This is a genomic window from Saprospiraceae bacterium (assembly GCA_026129545.1).
Classification (GTDB): domain Bacteria; phylum Bacteroidota; class Bacteroidia; order Chitinophagales; family Saprospiraceae; genus M3007.
Genome location: JAHCHX010000001.1, coordinates 1,129,910 through 1,150,135 on the forward strand (window position 1 = coordinate 1,129,910; position 20,226 = coordinate 1,150,135).

General features: G+C 49.3%; 23 protein-coding genes. 12 read left to right on the plus strand and 11 right to left on the minus strand.

What is annotated here, in order from left to right:
• Positions 1 to 19: 19 nt before the first annotated feature.
• Both KIS77_04105 and KIS77_04110 read right to left on the minus strand, forming a co-directional pair.
• Entirely contained in the window at positions 20 to 454 is a 435-nt protein-coding gene (locus KIS77_04105; protein ID MCW5921502.1) for a hypothetical protein, read from the minus strand.
• Positions 455 to 517: 63 nt separating this feature from the next.
• Entirely contained in the window at positions 518 to 1,393 is an 876-nt protein-coding gene (locus KIS77_04110; protein MCW5921503.1) for a nucleoside phosphorylase, read from the minus strand.
• Positions 1,394 to 1,622: 229 nt separating this feature from the next.
• On the opposite strand from KIS77_04110, the gene hemF reads away from it, so the two are divergent.
• The 3 genes from hemF (at position 1,623) to KIS77_04125 (ending at position 3,493) form a co-directional block, all read left to right on the plus strand.
• Complete coding sequence (hemF, locus tag KIS77_04115) at positions 1,623 to 2,516, plus strand: oxygen-dependent coproporphyrinogen oxidase (protein ID MCW5921504.1); 894 nt, start codon at positions 1,623 to 1,625, stop codon at positions 2,514 to 2,516.
• Positions 2,517 to 2,628: 112 nt separating this feature from the next.
• The gene (locus tag KIS77_04120) at positions 2,629 to 2,919 is read left to right on the plus strand and encodes a DUF721 domain-containing protein (protein MCW5921505.1); all 291 of its coding nucleotides are present in this window, start codon (positions 2,629 to 2,631) and stop codon (positions 2,917 to 2,919) included.
• Positions 2,920 to 3,004: 85 nt separating this feature from the next.
• Positions 3,005 to 3,493, plus strand: a complete 489-nt coding sequence (locus tag KIS77_04125) for a hypothetical protein (GenBank protein MCW5921506.1) — start codon at positions 3,005 to 3,007, stop codon at positions 3,491 to 3,493.
• A 63-nt stretch (positions 3,494 to 3,556) separates the two neighbouring features.
• Here KIS77_04125 and KIS77_04130 read toward each other — a convergent pair whose 3' ends face one another.
• The 5 genes from KIS77_04130 to KIS77_04150 form a co-directional block, all read right to left on the minus strand.
• Positions 3,557 to 3,754, minus strand: coding sequence for a hypothetical protein (locus KIS77_04130; GenBank protein MCW5921507.1), 198 nt, complete (start codon positions 3,752 to 3,754; stop codon positions 3,557 to 3,559).
• Positions 3,755 to 3,958: 204 nt separating this feature from the next.
• A complete protein-coding gene (locus KIS77_04135) occupies positions 3,959 to 4,249 on the minus strand; it encodes a hypothetical protein (protein MCW5921508.1) in 291 nt (96 codons plus the stop codon).
• A 91-nt stretch (positions 4,250 to 4,340) separates the two neighbouring features.
• Positions 4,341 to 5,636, minus strand: a complete 1,296-nt coding sequence (locus KIS77_04140; protein ID MCW5921509.1) for an ABC transporter permease — start codon at positions 5,634 to 5,636, stop codon at positions 4,341 to 4,343.
• Positions 5,637 to 5,650: 14 nt separating this feature from the next.
• Complete coding sequence (locus KIS77_04145; protein MCW5921510.1) at positions 5,651 to 6,355, minus strand: hypothetical protein; 705 nt, start codon at positions 6,353 to 6,355, stop codon at positions 5,651 to 5,653.
• Entirely contained in the window at positions 6,352 to 6,672 is a 321-nt protein-coding gene (locus KIS77_04150) for a T9SS type A sorting domain-containing protein (GenBank protein ID MCW5921511.1), read from the minus strand. The genes KIS77_04145 and KIS77_04150 overlap by 4 nt, the downstream gene beginning before the upstream one ends.
• A 249-nt stretch (positions 6,673 to 6,921) precedes the next feature.
• Here KIS77_04150 and KIS77_04155 point away from each other — a divergent pair, with 249 nt between their 5' ends.
• From KIS77_04155 to KIS77_04175, 5 genes are all read left to right on the plus strand, one after another.
• Positions 6,922 to 8,193, plus strand: a complete 1,272-nt coding sequence (locus tag KIS77_04155) for a tyrosine--tRNA ligase (protein ID MCW5921512.1) — start codon at positions 6,922 to 6,924, stop codon at positions 8,191 to 8,193.
• 113 nt (positions 8,194 to 8,306) lie between these two features.
• Positions 8,307 to 9,563, plus strand: coding sequence for a hypothetical protein (locus KIS77_04160; protein ID MCW5921513.1), 1,257 nt, complete (start codon positions 8,307 to 8,309; stop codon positions 9,561 to 9,563).
• Positions 9,564 to 9,571: 8 nt separating this feature from the next.
• The gene (locus KIS77_04165) at positions 9,572 to 10,327 is read left to right on the plus strand and encodes a hypothetical protein (GenBank protein MCW5921514.1); all 756 of its coding nucleotides are present in this window, start codon (positions 9,572 to 9,574) and stop codon (positions 10,325 to 10,327) included.
• A 98-nt stretch (positions 10,328 to 10,425) separates the two neighbouring features.
• On the plus strand, positions 10,426 to 11,004 hold the full coding sequence (locus tag KIS77_04170; protein ID MCW5921515.1) for a sigma-70 family RNA polymerase sigma factor: 579 nt from the start codon (positions 10,426 to 10,428) through the stop codon (positions 11,002 to 11,004).
• On the plus strand, positions 11,001 to 12,401 hold the full coding sequence (locus tag KIS77_04175) for a PorT family protein (GenBank protein MCW5921516.1): 1,401 nt from the start codon (positions 11,001 to 11,003) through the stop codon (positions 12,399 to 12,401). The genes KIS77_04170 and KIS77_04175 overlap by 4 nt, the downstream gene beginning before the upstream one ends.
• Before the next feature lie 381 nt (positions 12,402 to 12,782).
• On the opposite strand, the gene KIS77_04180 is transcribed toward KIS77_04175, so the two are convergent.
• From KIS77_04180 to KIS77_04190, 3 genes are all read right to left on the minus strand, one after another.
• Positions 12,783 to 13,106, minus strand: a complete 324-nt coding sequence (locus tag KIS77_04180) for a hypothetical protein (protein ID MCW5921517.1) — start codon at positions 13,104 to 13,106, stop codon at positions 12,783 to 12,785.
• A gap of 279 nt (positions 13,107 to 13,385) precedes the next feature.
• Positions 13,386 to 14,747, minus strand: coding sequence for a T9SS type A sorting domain-containing protein (locus tag KIS77_04185; protein MCW5921518.1), 1,362 nt, complete (start codon positions 14,745 to 14,747; stop codon positions 13,386 to 13,388).
• Positions 14,748 to 14,815: 68 nt separating this feature from the next.
• Complete coding sequence (locus KIS77_04190; GenBank protein ID MCW5921519.1) at positions 14,816 to 15,631, minus strand: hypothetical protein; 816 nt, start codon at positions 15,629 to 15,631, stop codon at positions 14,816 to 14,818.
• Positions 15,632 to 15,675: 44 nt separating this feature from the next.
• Here KIS77_04190 and KIS77_04195 point away from each other — a divergent pair, with 44 nt between their 5' ends.
• From KIS77_04195 to KIS77_04210, 4 genes are all read left to right on the plus strand, one after another.
• On the plus strand, positions 15,676 to 16,182 hold the full coding sequence (locus tag KIS77_04195; GenBank protein MCW5921520.1) for a transposase: 507 nt from the start codon (positions 15,676 to 15,678) through the stop codon (positions 16,180 to 16,182).
• On the plus strand, positions 16,172 to 16,699 hold the full coding sequence (locus tag KIS77_04200) for a transposase (protein ID MCW5921521.1): 528 nt from the start codon (positions 16,172 to 16,174) through the stop codon (positions 16,697 to 16,699). The genes KIS77_04195 and KIS77_04200 overlap by 11 nt, the downstream gene beginning before the upstream one ends.
• Before the next feature lie 342 nt (positions 16,700 to 17,041).
• On the plus strand, positions 17,042 to 17,296 hold the full coding sequence (locus KIS77_04205; GenBank protein MCW5921522.1) for a helix-turn-helix transcriptional regulator: 255 nt from the start codon (positions 17,042 to 17,044) through the stop codon (positions 17,294 to 17,296).
• A 146-nt stretch (positions 17,297 to 17,442) separates the two neighbouring features.
• A complete protein-coding gene (locus KIS77_04210) occupies positions 17,443 to 19,989 on the plus strand; it encodes a DUF4968 domain-containing protein (GenBank protein MCW5921523.1) in 2,547 nt (848 codons plus the stop codon).
• 3 nt (positions 19,990 to 19,992) lie between these two features.
• On the opposite strand, the gene yidD is transcribed toward KIS77_04210, so the two are convergent.
• A complete protein-coding gene (yidD, locus tag KIS77_04215) occupies positions 19,993 to 20,226 on the minus strand; it encodes a membrane protein insertion efficiency factor YidD (GenBank protein ID MCW5921524.1) in 234 nt (77 codons plus the stop codon).

Sequence of the window (20,226 nt, forward strand, 5' to 3'; positions counted from 1 at the left end):
GAGGCAATCACGTGCTAGGTTATTTTCTCTTGGCCATTTCTGCTTTTTTGATGGCATCGAGGCTTTTTCCGACTTGCCCCACCGCTTCCTTCACATAGTCCTTGTCGAGGATTCCTTTTTCTTTCCAACGGTTGAAAAACGGCGCGGCCAACTCATCGTTGAGCACTTGCCAAGACTTTGCGATTTCCGTGTTTTTCTTCTGACCGGCGGCATGGCTGGCAGCGCCGCTCAAATCGCTCAGGAGTTTCGTGACAGAGTCGGCGTGCTTGCCATAAGGCTCTATGGCTTTGCCCATCAATTGGGTGAGTTGCCCGCCGATGTTGGTGATGTTGTCAAGGCCGATTTGGTCGAAACGCGCCGCACAGGATTGCATGGTGCTTGTCACGCTGAACAAAACAAGGCCGAAGGAAAGTAGCAAGGCGTTTGGCTTCAAAGAGCGCAGAAAAGTTCTCATAATTAGTGTTTTTTCAATTGTGAAAGTGATGCACAAATGAACGATGAAAGTAGATGCTTTTGCCTATGTGCCTTCCGAAATTTTTTCCAAGGCGTGTTCAATCAATTGACGCACCGTTTGCTCAGGATTTCGGCTGAATGTTCCCGACGGGCGGTTGGCTAGTATTGCGTTCAGCGACACCGCCCGATGCCCCAATAAGTTTGCCAATCCATAGATGCCCGCAGTCTCCATTTCAAGATTTACTATTTTTTCACGTTGGTACTCAAATGCTTGTAGCAAGTCGAGATAATTGGGCTGTCTGAGTGGCGCCCTCAATCGGCGGCCTTGCGGGCCGTAAAATCCTGAATTGGTGGCAGTGATGCCGTGATGAAAACCTTGCGAAAAACAGCGCAACAAATCCGGGTTGCCCTCTGAAAAATAGGGGCTGACCGGGAAGTCCCATTGTTCGGTGGCGTGTTCTCTCAAGGCGGTCACCAATGGGTGGTTTTGCATGGCTGGCGCTTGATAAAACTGCATCAGCCCGTCCAGCCCCAAACCTCCCGACGATGCGACCCATGAATCAACGGGTACTTCTTCTTGCAAACTGCCAGCCGTGCCGATTCTGATAAAAGTGAGTGATGTCGGGCGGGGCTTAGGCACACGGTTCTCCAAGTCAATGTTGAACAAGGCATCCAATTCGTTCAGCACAATGTCCACATTGTCGGTGCCTATGCCCGTGCTGACCACCGAAAGACGCTGTTTGCCGAGCCAGCCAGTGTGGGTCACAAATTCGCGCTTGCGGGCGCGGTGTTCCACGCGGTCGAAATAGCGGCTCACTTTGGCCACCCGTTCCGGGTCGCCGACGGTGATGACGAGCGGCGCTACCTGCTCGGGGTGCAGATGCAGGTGATAGATGCTGCCGTCGCGGTTGAGGATGAGTTCGGAGGATTTCATGTTCATGTGCCAAAGGTATCCCTTGATTTACTAGAATTTGCCAGTTCACCATGATTGATGGTCATGATTTTGAACAGATTGCACTTTTAGCCATGTCCAAAATATGACGGCACGAGGCATAAAACACAACTCATGGCATCCGTGGTTTTTCCGATACTCCGGCAAAATTATCTTTACCAATTTTTGCCTTTCAAATAAAAAAAGGAACAATGACCTTTGCGCAACATAAATAGCCATGGTCACAAAAGAACACATCGCCGACCGTTTCCGAACCCTCCAAGACGACATCTGCCGCCAACTCGAATCCGCCGAAGGCGGGGGCGGCAAGTTTTTGGAAGACAACTGGCTCCGCCCGGAGGGTGGGGGAGGGCGTAGCCGGGTCATCGAAGGAAAAATCATTGAGAAAGGCGGGGTCATGTTCAGCGCGGTGCATGGGCCGCTGCCCGAGGCTGTGGCAAAGAGTATGCAATTGCCGCCAACCGAGTTTTTTGCGACGGGCGTGAGCATCGTGCTGCATCCGCACAGCCCGATGGCTCCTATCATCCATAAAAATGTGCGCTATTTCGAGACTGGCACCGGGCGATGGTGGTTTGGCGGGGGCATTGACCTGACGCCACATTATATTGTGGAGGACGATGCCCGGTTTTTTCACCAGCAATTGAAAAATACTTGCGCTCGCTTTCATCCCGCGTTCTACCCTGATTTTAAGCAGCAGGCCGATGACTATTTTTTTCTGAAACACCGCCAAGAAACGCGCGGGGTGGGCGGCATCTTTTTCGACTACTTGGATGAAAAATGCGGTCTTTCGCAGGATAAACTTTTCGAGTTTGCGGTGGCTGTGGGCGAGACGTTCGCCCCGACGTACACAGAATTGTTGCGTCGCGCACAAAATCGTCCGTGGGGTGAGCGCGAAAAACGCTGGCAGATGCTTCGACGCGGTCGCTATGTGGAGTTCAATTTGGTGTGGGACAGAGGCACAAAATTCGGCCTCGAAACCAACGGTCGGGTAGAGTCCATCCTGATGAGCATGCCGCCGGTGGCGCATTGGGCGTACAATTTCAAACCGGAGCCGGGCAGCCCTGAGGCTGCGACGTTGAACCTGCTCAAGAAAGGCATTGATTGGTTGTGAGCAGGGTTTACGCCTTGTGCTGCCATGAACATCTGATAAGTCCGAGAGAATCAGGGCATAAAAAACAAGATGCTCCCGTCCTGTCATACATTTGCACAAAGTGATTTTGCCCATGAAAAAGAAAAACGACAATTCGCTTCAAGAGGCCATGCAGGATATGCTCAGGGAATTTCGCCTGAAGCCGCAGCTGGACGAGACGCGCGTGAAAATGCTTTGGGAAAAACTCATGGGCAAGACGATTGCGACTTACACTTCCAATATATCCGTGCGCAAAAACGTGCTGCACCTCACCATCCTTTCCGCGCCGCTCAAGCACGAGCTTTCTTACTCGAAGGACAAAATAAAAAGCCTGCTCAACGAAGAAATGGGGGAGGAGTACATCAAGGATGTGGTGATACGGTAAGGGTGGTTGCGTACTTTAAGTTATCGTAAAGTTTCGCAGCTTCATGCTCGATAGCCTGTCATCTGCCCGAATTTTGCGCTCGAGCATGAGACCCGGCGAACGCATCATCCCTTTCTCGAAAAAAGACAAACGCCTGATAGCAAGCAAATTGCGGGCGAAACTACTCTGGATGGGGGTGTATGCCCTTTCTGTTGCAGTGCTGATGGTCGCATTTTGGGTCTCGTGTTTGCAGTCTTCCCTTTGGGTTTTGGCAGTCATATCCGTGCTCAGTCTTGTGCTGGCAAGTACTTTTTTTTTACTCGAAAAACACCCTCGACTTGCGCTGCGATTGCTGCGCGATTTGGATGCTGGCAAAAAACGTGTGATATCCGGGAAGGTGGAAAAAGTTCATTTCAAACAAGAGGGGACGCGCCCACTTGAACAGATTTACGAAATCGGGGCGTATCGCTTTGAGTTGGGAGAACTATCGCCTGTGCTTAAAAAGTTTCGGCAGGTGATGCCGGGACAAGTAGTCGAAGTGCACCAGTGCCTTCATTCGGGTGTCATCTTGCAGTTGGAAGTGTTGGGCGAATAAAACAAATGCCCCGCCCCGGTGCGTGCGGGGCGGGGCAAGTCGCATAAAGCCGGAGTGCGTCACTCAGCCTTCCTCGCCTTCTTCGCCCTCCTCTTCCCCTTCGTTTTCTTCCTCTATTTCATCCTCCTCTGCCTCTTCTTCGCTTTCCGTTTCTTCTTCCTCCGGCTCATCTTCGTTGAGTAAAGCGGTGGTGGTTTCGACAGAAGTCTCGTCGGAGCTCAGGCCGATTTCTTGCACATCGAGTGTTTCTTCAAATTGCATGGTGTGGCGATTTTTAATGTTTGAAAATGGTGAACTTGCCATGCAAAGGAAGATTCTAAACGAGTGTCGTCGTAGAAAGGGGCAGCTAAGTTGTCATTAAGAAAAAGGCGCTTTGGTTCACTCAAAATTTACCTGTGCTTTTCGCAAAATTCTTGTCACAAGCCACGTCGGATTTTAATCTGAAAAGACTGGTTTGGCGCTGCACTATTTCTCGTCTTCCTCTTCTTCCTCGTAGCCCATTTCTTCTTCCTCATCGTCGAACAAATCGTCGTCGAACTCGTCTTCATCGCCCATGTCGAAGTCTTCGTCGTCTTCCGAAAATTCCTCAAAATCATCCTCGTCGTAGTCGTCCATAAACTCCTCGTCGTCTTCGCCCTCTTCGTAAGGCTCATCGAGTTCATCGTCGTATCCTGCGGAAAAGCTGGATGGTTGAGGCTGTGAAGAGAGGCTTGTCAAGGAGCCTTCTTCGGTTTGAAAAAGTGGCAGGGTTTGCATAGCAGATAAGGATTTTAAGTAGATGATGTGATGGGTGGCAATATCGAAGCACAAAGAAAAGAGATGGGAGAAATTTTTGTCCCAGATTTTTTCACTTGAACTGTATCGCCTTCACGGGCGCGATTTTCGACACCAAAAATGAAGGCAATATCAGAAAGAGCAGCGTGACCGCCAAGGTACCTACATTTACCCCCAACACCGCCAACCAATTGATTTTCACTGGCGCATAAGAAAGGTAGTAATCGGCTTCGTTGAGGGTGATGAAACGAAATTTTTCTTGCAAATAACAAAATCCAAGTCCCAGCAAATTGCCCCAGAACATCCCCGTCAAAGTGATGACGGCGGCGTAGTACAGGAAAATGCGCCGAATGCGGCGGTTGGTTTCGCCCAGCGCCTTCAAGACACCAATCATGGTGGTGCGTTCCAGCACCAGCACCAACAGCGCGGTGACCATGTTGATAATCGCCACTGCAAGCATGAGCCCCAGAATAACCACCTCGTTCAAATCCTGCAATTGCAACCATTCGAAGATGGCGGGGAACTTGGAGCGGATGCTGACGCAAAGCAAGTCGGGCGGCAGCACCTCTGAGTAGATGTATTCGTTGTAAAGGTCGAGGTCGCGCAAATCGTCAAGCCAAATTTCAAAACCCGCCACTTGCCCCTCCGTCCAGCCGAGCAGTTCCTGTGTTTGGCGAATGTCGCAGATGGCAAATTTTCGGTCATACTCTTCCAAGCCTGTTTTGTAGATGCCGCATATTTGAAAGCGGCGGCGCAGCTGTTCCCCTCCTTTCACAAAATGGACGATAAATCGGTCGCCCACGCCTACCTGCAATCGGTCTGCGGTTTGTCTGCTGATGATGATGTCGCGTGAGACCGTGTCGCCCAAAGCAATCGGTTGGCCTTCCTGCAAATAAGGCATCAAGTTGTTCCAGTCAAAATCCTGCCCGATGCCTTTGAGGATGATGCCTTCCATCGCCGTTTTTGTGCGGATGATGCCGGGCTTGTGGGCAAATGCTTGAATGTGGCGAATGCCGCCACGCGAACGCTTCTCTACTTCGCGGCCCGTCGGCATTCCCCAGACCTGCGCCTCCTCGAAATAATCTATGCTCCTGACCGTGTCTAACGACGGATAAAAATCTTGGTCGCGCTCGATGGGCACTGGCTCAAAGGACAGCGAGTAGGCCGTGTCGGAAATATGGATGTGTCCCCAGAACTCAAAAATCTTTCGGCTGATTTCGTGCTTGAACCCCGCGATAAGCGCCGTTGCCGCTATCATCACGGCCACGCTGAGCGCCACCGCCGCCTGTGCGATGCGTATGATGACGCGAGAGAAATTGTTTTCTCCAGAAAATGCGATGCGACGGGCAATGAAGAAGGGAAGGTTCAAAATGCGGAGGTTGGTTATTGGTTATCAGTGACGGGCATGGGTTTGTTAGCTCTGTTGAGGCGATAGCCAGCTTCCAAGACGAGGAGCATGGAACGTTCGTTGGAAGCATACGACAAGCGGGATACTTTCGTCAACGCAAATTCCAAACGGGTAGAAAAAGAGAACCTATCCCAAAAATACACGGTGGTTTCGACGGGCAGCACCAACACGACAGGTTGGAGGGATTTATTGGTGAAATTCAATTCTTTTTTCTCGCCCAAAATCTTTGCCTTCCCATAGTCCGATTTCGCCAAAATAACGCTTTGAAGTCCCAAGCCAGCCCCCACGTCCAGCCAGTCCGCGACCGAGTATCGAGGAATGCCTAAGGCTGAAAGGTTGAGGTTGGTGGCGATGCCGATGACCGCGCCATAAGCAAAACCATTCTCGTCAAGGACGATGGCCGGCTCATCGTAGTAGCGCGAGCGCGAGATGTTGAGTTGGACCTTCAAATCCCATTTGCTTTTGAGTGTGTTGGTCCACGACACGCTGCCGCCAAACCCGCCGAGCAGCACCCCGCGCCCTTCTGTGCTCGAATACCACAGAATCGGGTAGTAGCCTTTTTCGGGGGCATTGATGGGGTAATACTCGTTGACATTAAGATGGATGCGCCATGATTGTGCTTTAATGGCGCATAAGCAATTGAGAACAAAGAAGATAAAAATCGAGAGTCGCCTTATCATGGGATGAGGTTGAGGATTTCTTCTTTGTAACGTTGATTGTCAACGAGGACTTCCAAGTAATAAATACCGTCTTCGTCCAGTTGGTAAGCAGCTGTTTCCTGTGGAAGCAAAGTCGCCGTTTGCAGGGTTTTTCCATTGCGGTCGTAGAGCGTCACGTTGGCAAAGGTGGTGACAGCCGGATTCAAGGAAACTCGCACGACACCGAAACTGGGATTCGGATAAACAGAGAACGGCGGTACCGACACCGCTTCAATTTCTTTGTTGCAACTGCCAGACAGGAGCAGGGCGATGATGAAGGGGAATAGTTTTTGGCGCATGGCTGATTTTTTTGCAAGGCAAACCTACATGAAAATTCACATTCAAGATTTGTGCAAAAATAGGACAAACGTGCCCAATGATTTTTTAAAGGGGGTATCCACAGAGAAAACAATCCAATGCTCTTTTCGTGGGGCGTTGCTTTTTTAATTTTGCCCCTCGCTTTTGAAACTTTTGATTCTGTAATAAAATTCTTGAAAGCCGAAAGCGAGCGTTTTGTCACCAACTCCTTTTATCCCTTTTTCCAGACTATGGATTTCATTTCCGAACTCAAATGGCGCGGCCTCATCCACGACGTCACGCCCGGCATTGAAGAACACCTCAAAAGCGGCACCGTGCGCGGCTACATCGGCTTCGACCCCACCGCGCCCTCGCTCACCATCGGCAACTACGTCCAAATCATGCTGCTCACCTTCCTCCAGCGTGCAGGCCACCAACCCGTCGCGCTCATGGGCGGCGCCACCGGGCGCATCGGCGACCCCAGCGGCAAGGACGCGGAGCGCGAACTCAAAAGCTACGACGAACTTGACCGCAACACCGCACGTCAGGTAGAGCAAATAAAAAAACTGCTCGACTTCTCTCCTGCCAAACCCAATCACGCACTGCTGCTCAACAACCTCGAATTCTGGCAAAACATGACCGTGCTCGAATTTCTGCGCGACGTGGGCAAATACCTCACAGTCAATTACATGATGTCGAAAGAGAGTGTTCAGCGCAGATTGGAGACGGGCATCTCGTTCACCGAGTTCAGCTACCAACTTTTGCAAGGCTACGACTACGTTTTGCTCCACAGAAAATATGACATCACCTTGCAAATGGGCGGTTCCGACCAGTTTGGCAACATCACCGCCGGGGTGGAACTCGGGCGCAAAATTGACGATGCCAAACTGCACGCCCTCACCACACCTTTGCTCACCAAGGCCGACGGCACCAAGTTTGGCAAAAGCACGGCGGGCAATATCTGGCTCGACCCGAACCTGACCAGCCCCTACCGTTTTTACCAATTTTGGCTCAACGCCGACGACCGCGACCTGCCAAAGTTCCTGCGCTATTTTTCCCTAAAATCGAAAGAGGAAATCGAGGCCTTGGAGGCCAATGCCAGCCCGCAAGACATCAAGCGCGTTTTTGCCGAGGAAATCACCGTGCGCCTACATGGCCAAGCAGAGTACGAATCCGTGCTCGCGGTTTCAAAACTGTTGTTTGACCCAAAGGCCGATGCCGGCACCTTAAGCAGCCTCGACGCTCGCACATTGGCGCAAGTAGCAGAGGAAATTCCCGCGCCACAGGTGCCGCTCGCGGTCGTTCAAAATGGCGCGAACATCCTCGATTTTTTGTCTGAAAACACCGCCATCCTTCCCAGCCGCAGCGAAGCCAAAAAGGCGATTCAGAACAATGCCGTCTCCATCAACAAACAGAAAATCAGCGATTTGAACACCATGATATCCTCGAAGGATTTGCTGCACGGAAAATATGTAATGGTAGAAAACGGGAAGAAGAACAAGTTTTTGGTGGAGGTCGGCTAAGGGCATTGTCTTGATGACTTTTTCCGCATCGCCCAACCTTTTCGTGGGGCTGTCCTGTCTTTCTGCGCAAAACCCGGTGCAACAACTCACCATGTTCACTCAACTGTTTTGCGATGAAACACAAATCACTCTTTCCACTTGCCATTTTGGGGCTTTTGTTCACCGTTGTGATGGGCAGCTGCCTCCGCGACAAATGTGAATCGAGCCGCACCTATGTTCGCTTCGACCCGATTTACAAAACATCCACGGAAGTGCGCGTGGGTATCAGCACCCAAGCACCGCGTGCACTGCGCAACCCCGGCAAAATCTACTTGCTCGGTCAGTACCTGTTCATCAACGAGCGCAACGAAGGCATCCACGTCATTGACAACAGCAACCCCGCCAACCCTCAGAACTTGTTTTTCTGGAACATACCCGGCAACGTGGATATAGCCATCAAAGACAAGTACCTCTATGCCGACCAATACGTTGATTTGCTCACCATAGACATCAGCGATTTGCAAAATCCCCAATTGGTGTGTCGCTCACAGGATGCGTTCCAATTGTATGGTTTCGACCCCCAACTCGGCTATCTCGTGGACTATTTGCAGACCGAAATCACGGAGGATGTTTCCTGCGACGTGGCGCAATGGGGCAGCCCTTGGTTCAGAAGGGGGGATGTGCTTTTCGTAAATTCAACCATGATGGACAACGCCGGCGCCAATCCGCCGCTCGCCTCGGCAGGCATAGGGGGTTCTTATGCTCGTTTTGGCCTTGTTGACCAATACCTCTACACCATAGACAACACCACTTTGCGCACATGGGCGGTCGGCAGCGCCTGCCCAAGCCGCCTCGATTCCGTCCAAGTCGGATGGAACATAGAAACGCTTTTCCCATGGAAAGACCGCCTCTTCATCGGCTCGCAGACGGGGGTGTTTGTTTTCAACAACTCCAACCCGCAGCGGCCCGTGTTGGAAAACCGTTTTGAACACGTCACCGGATGCGACCCTGTGGTCTGCGACGACGAAAATGCCTACGTCACCATCCACGCAGGCACCACTTGCAACGGCACCTTCAACCAGTTGGACGTGCTCGACATCAGAAACCTGCCCGCCGTGTCGTTGCGCAAAACGTACCCGATGACCGAACCCAAAGGTTTGGCCGTCACGAACGAACACTTGTATCTCTGCGATGCCGGGTTGAAAATTTTTGACAAAACAAACCCGCTCGACCTAAAATTGAAGAGCCACCTTAAAAACATCAAGACCTATGATGTCATCTCGTTGGGGGCAGGCCAATTGCTCGTCATCGGCGAGGGTGGTTTCTACCAGTTTGACACAAGCGACCCGTCGAATCCTCGCCAAGTGAGCCATATACCCGTGCAAAAATGACGAACGAGATGCAAAGGCAATTTTCGGTTCTTTTTTTCTGTCTTTTTTGCTGCGCCAATTATTTGTTGGCGCAGCAAAATGGGCTTCAATGTCACGATGTCGTCTATTTGAGCAATGGCTCCAAATTTCAAGGCCGAATCACCCAATATGCGCCCGACGGTTCGCTTGAAATAACTACTTGGAATGGACTTGAGATAAGTATCCCGAGCGAGACCGTTAGGCGAATCGTGCAAAATTGCAAAAAGGGGAAAAGCACAACATCATACGATTTCAAAGAACAAGGGCTGTACAACGCCACGCGCTTGGGCACGCTCATCGGTCGGTCGTATCGTGGCGAAAACACGCTTGGCTTCACTTTGAGTCACACCATCGGGTGGATGTTTCGTCGCAAACTCGGCGTTGGCGTAGGGGTAGGCGTAGAAACATTCAACATGGATTCAGGCGAACCAGCCACCTACCCCGTGTTCGTCGAGGCGCGAGGCTATTTGCAAGCCAAAAGGACCACTCCATTCTGGTCGGTGGGGGCGGGATGGGCTTTGGCTGGCAGCCACACCACTTCAAACTGGGGGCGTGAGGAAAGCTGGAGCGGCGGTTGGCTGGCCAAGGGACAGCTCGGCTATCGCTTGGGCAACCATTTCGCCCTCTTTGGTGGTCTATGCGTTCAGAAAAAAACAAGGAACTGGCAGTCCTTCTGGAGCAACGACCGAGGCAAAGACCGCATCTCACACCACAGATTCGAATTGGGTCTCGGCATCATCTTGTAAACGAGCCAATTGCAGGGGGCATGACTACTCCTCAACGCGGCCATGCCACCCCAACAAACACAACCTCCAAAAACCAATAGCCAACACGCACACGAAACATGAGCCTTTTCGGGAAAAAAAACTACACGGAACAGGAGTTGGTGGAAGGCTGCACGCGCAACGAGCGCCGTGCGCAAGAGACCCTCTATCGTCGTTTTTTCCCGGAAATGATGCGCATGACCCGCAAATACACCCGCGACGACGATACCGCCATTGAGATAGTCAACAACGGGATGCTCCGTGTTTTCAAAAAAATCCACACGTTCGCCTTCAAAGGAAGCCTCGAAGGATGGGTGCGTCGCTTGGTGTATCACAGCATGGCCGATTATTTCCGCGACAACGCCCGATACCTGCATTTCCTCGTGTTGGAGGAACACGATAGCGCAGTGCCCGAAAGGGGGCATGAGACATTTTACGAGGAAGACATCCTGCGCGCCGTGCAGGCGTTGCCACCCGTGTCGCAAGAGGTATTTCGACTCTATGCCATAGAAGGTTACTCCCATGCCGAGATTGCCGAAAACCTGGAAATCAGTGAAGGCACCTCCAAATGGCATCTGAGCACGGCCCGACAAAAACTGCGCGAGATGCTGAGCATCCAATACCCCTCTTTCAACCAACGACTAAATACTGCGACATGAAGAATAATTTTGACCATAAACTGACCGACTTGGGCTGGAAGTCCATGCGACGCTTGCTCGACCGCGAGATGCCGGAGCAGCCTCGGCGCCGAAGGTTCGCGTGGTGGATTTTTGCGCTGCTCCTGCTCCCGTTGTCGGGGGTTGGCGGATGGTGGTGGTGGTCGCAACCGACGCAAACCGAGACAACAAATCCACCCAAAACAAACGAGTCGAATCCAACAGTAACAGAACCTGTGGTAAAGGCGGCACCCTCCATAAGGGCAAAAGACTCCCATGTTGCAGCTCGGAACGACGCGGAAGAAAGCCGCCGCGAATCCAAGCGTGATGTGCCACTCTCGCGTATCAGTCGTGTTCCGGCACTTGGCGATAGGTTGATTGTTGAGTACAACAATCAAGGCAGAGACTGGCTCGCAAACAAGGAAAGCAGCAATGCCGCAAATTCGAGCGAGCGCCTCCCCCTTAATATCCATGCAGAGGCTACCCCTGAATCACGCGGCACTTCTGATGCCGAAGCGCCGATGGAAACCCCAATGTCTGAACCCACAAGCATTATCAGCGACAACACTATAATCAGCCCTGATGAAGCCCCCCATACAATCGCCGATATTGCACAACCCGAAACAACCTCGCTCTCGCCGACCTCAACAACTACTACTCTTGCCCCTCCTCCATTGACAAATAAAGCGGCGCAACCCAGCCGCTGGTCACTCGGACTTACCACAAGTGCGGCTACCAATAAGTTTACGGCCCTCAACGGCTTTGCGGCGGGCGCAGCTTTGAACTGGCAGTTTGCGCAAAAATGGGGATTGCGGAGTGGGTTGCAGTATGCCTATTATCGGATTGCCGAATCGGAACGCCCTGTCATCAGTCTGACGGCAGGGGATTACGCCAGAGCTACTGGCGATTTTAGCGTGATTCTCGACAACACTCCCGTGAGCAACTCGAATCTCGACCCCAAAGCACTATCGGTCTATGTATCGGTGGAGCGGCTGCATCGTTTGGAAGCGCCATTGTTGGCGTATTGGCAGCCAATACGCCCACTAAGGGTTATGGCTGGGCTTTTGTTTTCTTACACACTCAATGCCCAAACCTCGGATGAAAGCATTGCGAACAATAAGGTGTATGTAGCATCCTCCTCCTCGGCCAAAAGCAGATTGAACGGGATAGCCTCCAAAAACTTGAAGCATTTGCAGGCACAATGGCAGTCTGGCATTGGCCTGTGCTTGGGCAAACATTTGGAATTGGGCCTTTCATACCGGTTTTCTATCAGCGGCAACGCTACCTACGAGGCAGCATTTCAGGATAATCAATTAGGGCATTCTGATTTGTCTGAAAAATTGAAAAACAACAATAGAATCCCAAGCAGTTTTCTTCTCTCTGGCATCTGGTTTTTTTGATTATACTTCATTTCGTTTGAAGCAAATGAACAAGGGCGGGTGTGGCAACTCGCCCTTTGTTTTTTGGCTCTTCGTGACTTTTACATGGGCCTAATTGAAATAAAGCACTCATCTCATCTATCATCTTGTAACCCCCGAACTTTAGTCGGGGGATTAAGCATCTCTGCCCATCACATCTATCTTCTTTGCAAAAACATCGCATCTTCAAGATGTTGTAGTTGTGATGTCATGTAAAGAAGATAGATGTGGTTAGTGGGTATTCCTGACCGCTCGTTGAAACGAACGGTTTCAAGATGAAAGATGTGTGTTGTGTTTGTCCACATGAAGTCACGAAGAGCCTGTTTTTTTATAGCGGAAGGCAATAGTGGTGTGCACGCATAGTCAACGTGCAAAAGCGTTCGCTTCGCCCCAATGCAATACGATGCCAAGCGAAGGGTAGGCGGTTAGGTCGTAAGGGGCTACCAAAAGAAAATTGTGGGCCAGTTCAATCCACAAATTTTTGTAAGCCCTCATCTCCAACGAAAATCCGAGATTAGGCATGGACTGCCCCGATTTTTTTACAGCGCCAGTTATGCCAACATCTTCCGTCAGGAAATGATTGCCCCAGTAGTTGCCCAATTCGGCAGAAAAGGCCCAACGGCGTTTCTCGCCGCGCGGAACCATAAAATAATATCGGGCAAAACCACCGCCGAGCCACGTTTGCACAACGGGAAGGTTATTTGCTTTTGACCAAAAAAAACGACTTTGAACCCCAACAAAAATTCGCTTGGTCAATCCCACTGCTCCTCTTTGATTCCACGCTAACAGCCAGAAACGCTGGCCTTCAGGGTCGTTCCAGCCGGGATTTCCGTTTATTGATGTTCCCACTAAAAACTGTTTGCCCAGATAATTGGGTTTTTGCGCAAATAGCACGCTCCCAAAGAAGCAAGCGATTAGGAATGGCACAAGGAAGAGACGGTTACAGGACATGGTGCGATAAAATTATCAGTGGATGGAGATTACTTTTTGGACAAATTTTCCTTTAGCGTTTTGAAAGTGCAAGAAAAACACCCCACCAGAGGGTAAAGTCAATTCCTCACCATCACACACATTCTGGCCAAGCAACAGCCGCCCATTGACATCGCTCAGGATGATCGAGCCTTGCAGACCTCCGGTGTTCAATCGCACAATATTTGAAGTTGTGGGGTTGGGAAAAACAGTAATTAATGTATTTGATTCAGTATGCTCAAAAACAGATACGGTTCCCTTAATAGTAAGTTTCATCACAAATTCGTACTCTGCCGAAACACTACCAAGCACATAGAGCGTCGAATCATTGGCAAAAGCCCCATCTTCTATGCCTAGCCCAAATTGATTGGGAATACCATCAAAATACCATTCCCAATTTCGCTCGCCATTTAATGGGTCGAACTGCCCAATATAAATCTGGCTGTTATCTACATTTTCCTGAAAATGATAACCCACAACGTATAAATACCCACCCTGGACCAAGAGATTTTGTCCGACATGAAACCCTTCAGGTCCCAATTCTTTTTCAAAAATAAAGCTTCCATCGGATTTTAGTTTTATCAAACTGTTATCGTGACCCGAAAAAAAGATATTGTCATCATTGTCTATCCATAGAGCCTGAATATCGTTATTTTCCAAGTCGAAGTTTTGAGTCCAAAGTGGGATGCCGCTCATTTTGTCGAATTTTACGATGCTACATGGCCCCAAGAAATTGGTTAGAGCAAGCACCGCATTGCCCGCTTTATCAAGTGCTGATGTGTAGGAAATTATCGGGACTTGCGAAGTTGGAAATGCAAAAGGTTGGTTCTGACGAATGATGTCGCCATTGCGGTCAAATACAAAGTAGCCAACAGCAGAGGAGACGAATGGCCCGGAAAAATTGAATAAGGAATAACTTAGCAATATCTCGTCATCTCTTTCCGAAATTTTATACGGTGCGTTTGAGGCATAATCATCAAAGAGAAAGGCTTTTCTCCACAAAGTAATTCCATTTGAGGTCATTTTGGCAAAAATCATAGAGTCGGCAACCGCTTGCGACCCGGCGAAATAAAAACAAGAATCTACCTTGCTGTAGTAGGACACCAAAAGATAGTCAACTGGAATAGAGATTTGACCAGTCAGGTCTCCTTCCGAGTTCAACACTTCCATAAAAGATTGAAGGGCATCTTCATCTGTGAGCGAAACACCTATTTTCTCGTCAAATAAATGAATATTTGAGGATAGGATATTCGTCGGGGCAGTTGTGACATTCGTAGTCCATTCCCGATTTATTTGCTGCGAAGATGTGGTAAGCCAAGTGCAAAGACACAAAATAATACAGTAGATACATTTTTTCATGTTCGAGCGCAATTTTGGCAAAGATAAGCTGCCATGACAACTTATATCATGGCAACTTGTCTTAATTATTACGGATTTTTCGTTTCCCAAGAAGTGTAAGAAGAAATCTTGTTGTCCCACGCACCATAAATATTCACAAAAGGTGTGAACACATCTCCTTTCACCGTAATAGTAGTAGGGAATGAGGCATTAGGGTTGGGTATTGGTTTTTTATAGTGCCATTTATCCCATGCTGACAAATGTCCGTACTTGTAGTTTGAAAGACAAGTCATAACATCTGGTTTCCATGAAGACAATTTGTTGTTGTTCCACAATATTCTAGCATCTGAAACTGCGTTGCCGCCAAATTTTGTATGAGCTGGAAAATTAGTCTCTGAATAACCTTGCCAAAAATAGACAGCGTAGCAGATGAAATTTAGTTCGTTAGGGTCATCAAGTTCCTCTTTGATTAATCTTTGCACCAAACTATCATACCATTCAGGGATGGTCTCAATAGAGTTTGTGTCAATTTGATTTAATCCTGCGCTATCGGCAACAAATGCGAGGCGTTCGGACACATATATTGCTTTGGAAATTTTAAAACCAAGCGAATCGCCCCAATGGACGTAGCCTGCCTTGCTACTGAAAAGATGATGGGAATAATAATTTTCGGTAGTGGTGGGTTCAAAAATAATGTGTTCGTAAACACCTGCTTCTGCAAGCTTATTTTCATAGGAAGTCTGCGAGCTAATAGTCCCATCTATGTAGTAGACATGAACTTCAGTTAATTCACTACGAAGGTGGGCCTCACCATTTTCGAATAATTTGTGGTGAAATGTGTTTGAGTCATTAGCATCTTTTTTGCATCTTACTAGAAGAGGCAATGCCATTACTAAAATAGCCATCCTGTCTGAATTGTTGATTTGAGATAACTTTGCAAGAAAAAGTCATGTACAAAGATTTAGATGATTTGATAAGACACTCCTCGAAAGGAGCAGAAATCAAGCGAGGGATAGCGGTGAAGCAAGATTTGGCGGGTAAAAGTCGAAAATTGATAGCCGAAATTTTGTCAGTGACAGAAGCATTTGTCAGCAAATGGCGGATCATTTATGATGAATACGGTGTAAACGGCCTATTGTCGGCGCATCGGGGGGCAAGGCCGAGGGCTTTTTTGTCAGAAGAAAAAAAAGCCTTGGTACTGGCTCATATTCGTTCGCACCCGGTTTTCAGTTTTTCAGATTTGGTGTCGTATCTTCAAAAAGAACACGGGGTGTCGTATAAATCGAGTCAGTCGTATTATGATTTGCTGCACGAAGCGGGGATGAGTTGGCACAAAAGCCAGAAAACCAACCCCAAGCGCGACGAACAGCAAGTTCAAGAAAGGCGTACCGCGATAAAAAAAACTTCAGAAAGAACGAAAACCTATCAAAAAAGGCGAAACAGTAGTGCTTTTTGAGGACGAATGTCATTTGAAACACGGGGACGCAACGGGATATGTTTGGGGCAAAAAAGGAGAGAGAATACCCGTTCCGATGCAGAATGAAAGACACAGCAAGACTTTCTATGGCGCCCTGGATTTGTTCAGCCGAGACTTTCACCTCCATCCCTTTGACTGGGCAAACATGGAAAATACCGTCCAGTTCTTGCGATGGCTTTTAGAAGAAAAATACCCAAATGCCAAACGCATTTTCATCATCTGGGATGGCGCAAGTTTTCACACTGGACATTTGGTCAGAGATTTTTTAAACACCGTCAATCAAGGCTTGAAAAAAAGCAAATGGAAAATACATTGCTTGCTTTTTGCCTCAAATGCCCCCGATCAAAACCCAGTGGAAGATTGCTGGCTCAAAGCGAAAAACTATATCAGAAAACATATCTTCGAAAATCAAACATTCCCTCAAATTGTTCAATCCTTTAAAAATGCCTTCAAGGAACTCTCTTTTGACTTCAACAAATTACAATGGTATTTTTAATCAACAAATCACGCAGGATGGCTAAAGGATTGTCAGAAGAAAATTGTTTTTCATAAATCTGAAGAAATTTTATATTGAAAAGTTGTGTAAAATACTCTGGATTTCTGGAGCGAAACGTGTTCTGCGCATTTGCAGATTCAAAATTGATACAAACTCTGATAGATTCTGATAGCTGTAAAGCATAAAATCGCCCTCTCACGAAATTTATTCCTTTTAGATATAAAGTGCCATTTTTAGCGAATTGAGTACTCAGTCGTTTTCTGGTTTAAACAAATAGCAAAATGATAATATTTCACCATATCAAATACTTTTCCCAAATTGTACGAAAAAATCTTCTGCTTCATGGATGACTCTCTCCAAAACGAGCTGCGTAAAAAAATGCGCGAATTGCGCGATTTGTGCGGCTACTCCCAAAAAGACATAGCGAATGCCATGGAAATTACACAGCCTTCTTATTTCAAAATAGAGAATGGCAGGATTAAGATAGCCTTCAGCCATATTGTTGGCTATGCCGAACTTCTTTGCGTCACACCGACTGAGTTTATCTCGCTCTCGGTAGAGGATCTCGCAGCGCGTATCAAGCGGAAATCGCTTTAGTGCCACTACGCTCATCGGCCAATGACCGGACGCGTCACTATATAGAAATATGCCCAACCTCAATTTTGAATAATCTCCATACGTTTGTTGGAGAAACAAGGTGTTATTACCGTTCACCCCCTGAAAATGTCAGTATAAAACGCAAAATGAAAGAGCAACCCGACAAACTCCCCGAAACGGAAATCGAAGCAGAAACTCCTCTACCCGAACCTTCGGAAATCTCCTTTGCCGAAGCCAGCGTCAGTAAACGCTACGACGATGTTTTTCAAGTAGTTGTGCCCGACGAAGTCGCTGTGGTGCGTTGGCGCGAGGGGGCCTACGAATTCGTGTGTCGCAATGCGGTGACTTTGCGGGTGCAGGTGTTGGCGGCTGGCATCGTCCGTTTGCGATATTCGCCGGATGGCGTGTTTGCGCCGGATTTTTCCTACGCCCTCGCCCCCGATTTTCAGCCCGAAAAAGTGACAGTGACTTTGAACGAGACCGACAACGAGTTTCTTTTGGTGTCGGAGCTGCTGCAAGTGGTAGTGTCAAAAACAGGATTGGCAGTCAAATTTTACAACCTCGACGACCAAACCATTTGTGAGGATGAGGCGGGATTTTCGGCCAAGCGCACCATCCTGCGCGGCTGGTGCGAGGTGAAAATGGAGAAAAAATGCCACCGCAAAGAGGTCTTTTTTGGCCTTGGCGATAAGACCTGCGGAACCAATCTGGCAGGCCAAAAATTCGAGAACTGGTGCACGGACTCGTATGCTTTTGGGCGGGAAACCAATCCGCTCTACCGAGCCGTGCCTTTCTACTATTCGCTGCATCAAGGACTTGCCTACGGTATTTTTTTCGACAACACTTTTCGGACTCACTTCGACTTTGACTCGGAAGAAACGGGAGTTGTCGCGTTCTCAGCCGAAGGCGGCGAACTGAACTATTATTTCATTTACGGCCCCTCATTGCTCGAAGTCAGTCGTGGATATGCACACCTGACTGGCACGCACGAACTGCCACCAATGTGGGCGCTCGGTTTCCATCAGTGTCGCTGGAGTTATTATCCCGATAGCCGGGTGCGCGACATCGCCCGCGAGTTCCGCGAGCGCGAAATCCCCTGCGACGCGATTTACCTCGATATTGACTACATGGAAGGCTTCCGGGTGTTTACTTGGGATGCGGCGCGTTTTCCAGCGCCAAAACAGCTTATACAAGATTTGCGAGAACAAGGTTTTCAAACGGTTTTGATGATTGACCCCGGCATCAAGGAAGACCCGGAGTATGCCGTTTACAAGGAGGGTTTGGAAAAAGAAATGTTTGTGAAAATGATAGACGGCGATGTGGCCAAGTCCCCTGTGTGGCCGGGGTTTTGCGCGTTTCCCGATTACACAAACCCCGCCGTGCGCGAATGGTGGGGCCAATTGCACGAAGACTTGTACCAAAACCTCGGCGTGAGTGGTTTTTGGAACGACATGAACGAGCCTGCGGTGTTCCATGTTCATCACAAAACGCTGCCCGACAACGTGTTGCACCACTACGACGGCTACCCGTGCAGTCATAGAAAAGCGCACAACATCTATGGCCAACAAATGAACAGGGCCTCTTGGGAAGGCTTCAAACACTTGCAACCGGAAAAGCGCCCTTACTTGCTTACCCGCGCGACCTATTCTGGCGGACAACGCTTCGCTGCTGTCTGGACTGGCGACAACTACTCTAATTGGGAACACCTGCAAATCGCCAACATACAGTGCCAACGACTCTCCATTTCCGGTTTTTCATTTTGCGGCACGGACATAGGCGGCTTCGCTGGGAGCGCCGATGGCGAGTTGTTTGTGCGCTGGCTGCAACTGGCGGTTTTTCACCCACTGATGCGCGTCCACAGCATGGGGCAACACGCGAGCGGTGACACGCTTCCGGCTGACGAGGCCGAACTGGCCGACCCTGCGTTGCACACGCTTGACCAAGAGCCTTGGTCATTCGGGGAAAAATGGACGGATTTGGCCAAGAAAGCCATCGAACTTCGCTATTGCTTGTTGCCATCTTTGTACACCGCGATGTGGTTGCACACGCTCGATGGCACGCCAGTTATTCGCCACCTCGCCTTTGCCGATGCCCAAGATGCTCGATTTTGGGAGCAGGAGCGCGACTTTCTTTTTGGCGAGCACCTGTTGGTCAGCCCAATCATCCAGCCAAAAACACAGCGGCAAGGCGTGTATCTTCCAAAAGGCAACTGGTATTATTTCTGGACGGGCCAACCGGGCAACGGGGAAGTGTTTGTCAACGTGATGCCCGAACAAATTCCGTTTTTTGTTCGGGAGGGAGCCGTGTTGCCCGTCTATCCCGTGCGCCAGTGGACCGGAGAAAAACCCGTGGACGAGCTAACCCTCTATGTCTATTACAAAAATGGCCTTGAAACCAGCCATTTGTATGAGGACGCGGGCGAGGGCTATGGCTACCGCGAGGGCAATTTCAGCTTGAAGATATTCGAGACAGATGGAAACAATGGCTTGTTCACGCTGCGCCAGCGCAAAGAGGGAGCTTACAGGCCTTCTTATGAAAAAGTAAAAATCTACTTGGTAGGCTTTCCTGTGTTTGTCAAACAATGCACGGTAGATGGCTCCGAAATGCCTATCAAGGAAATTAGACTGCGCGACCGTTCGCTATACACCCTCACGGTAGCGCCTGACTTCGAACGAATTGAGTGGAAAAGTTAAAGGTCAGGCATTTTTTTTCGGCACAGGGTCGTGCATCGGGTGGTCGCTCCACGGATGACAGCGCCCAACGCGCTTGATACCGAGGTACAGTCCTTTGAAAATGCCCCATTCCTGAATGGCCTCAATCATGTAAGTCGAGCAGGTAGGCTGATAGCGGCATTTAGGCCCCAAGAGTGGCGAGAGGGTGTATTGGTAGAGCCGAATCGGGAGGATGAGGAGTTGTTTGAGCAGCCACAT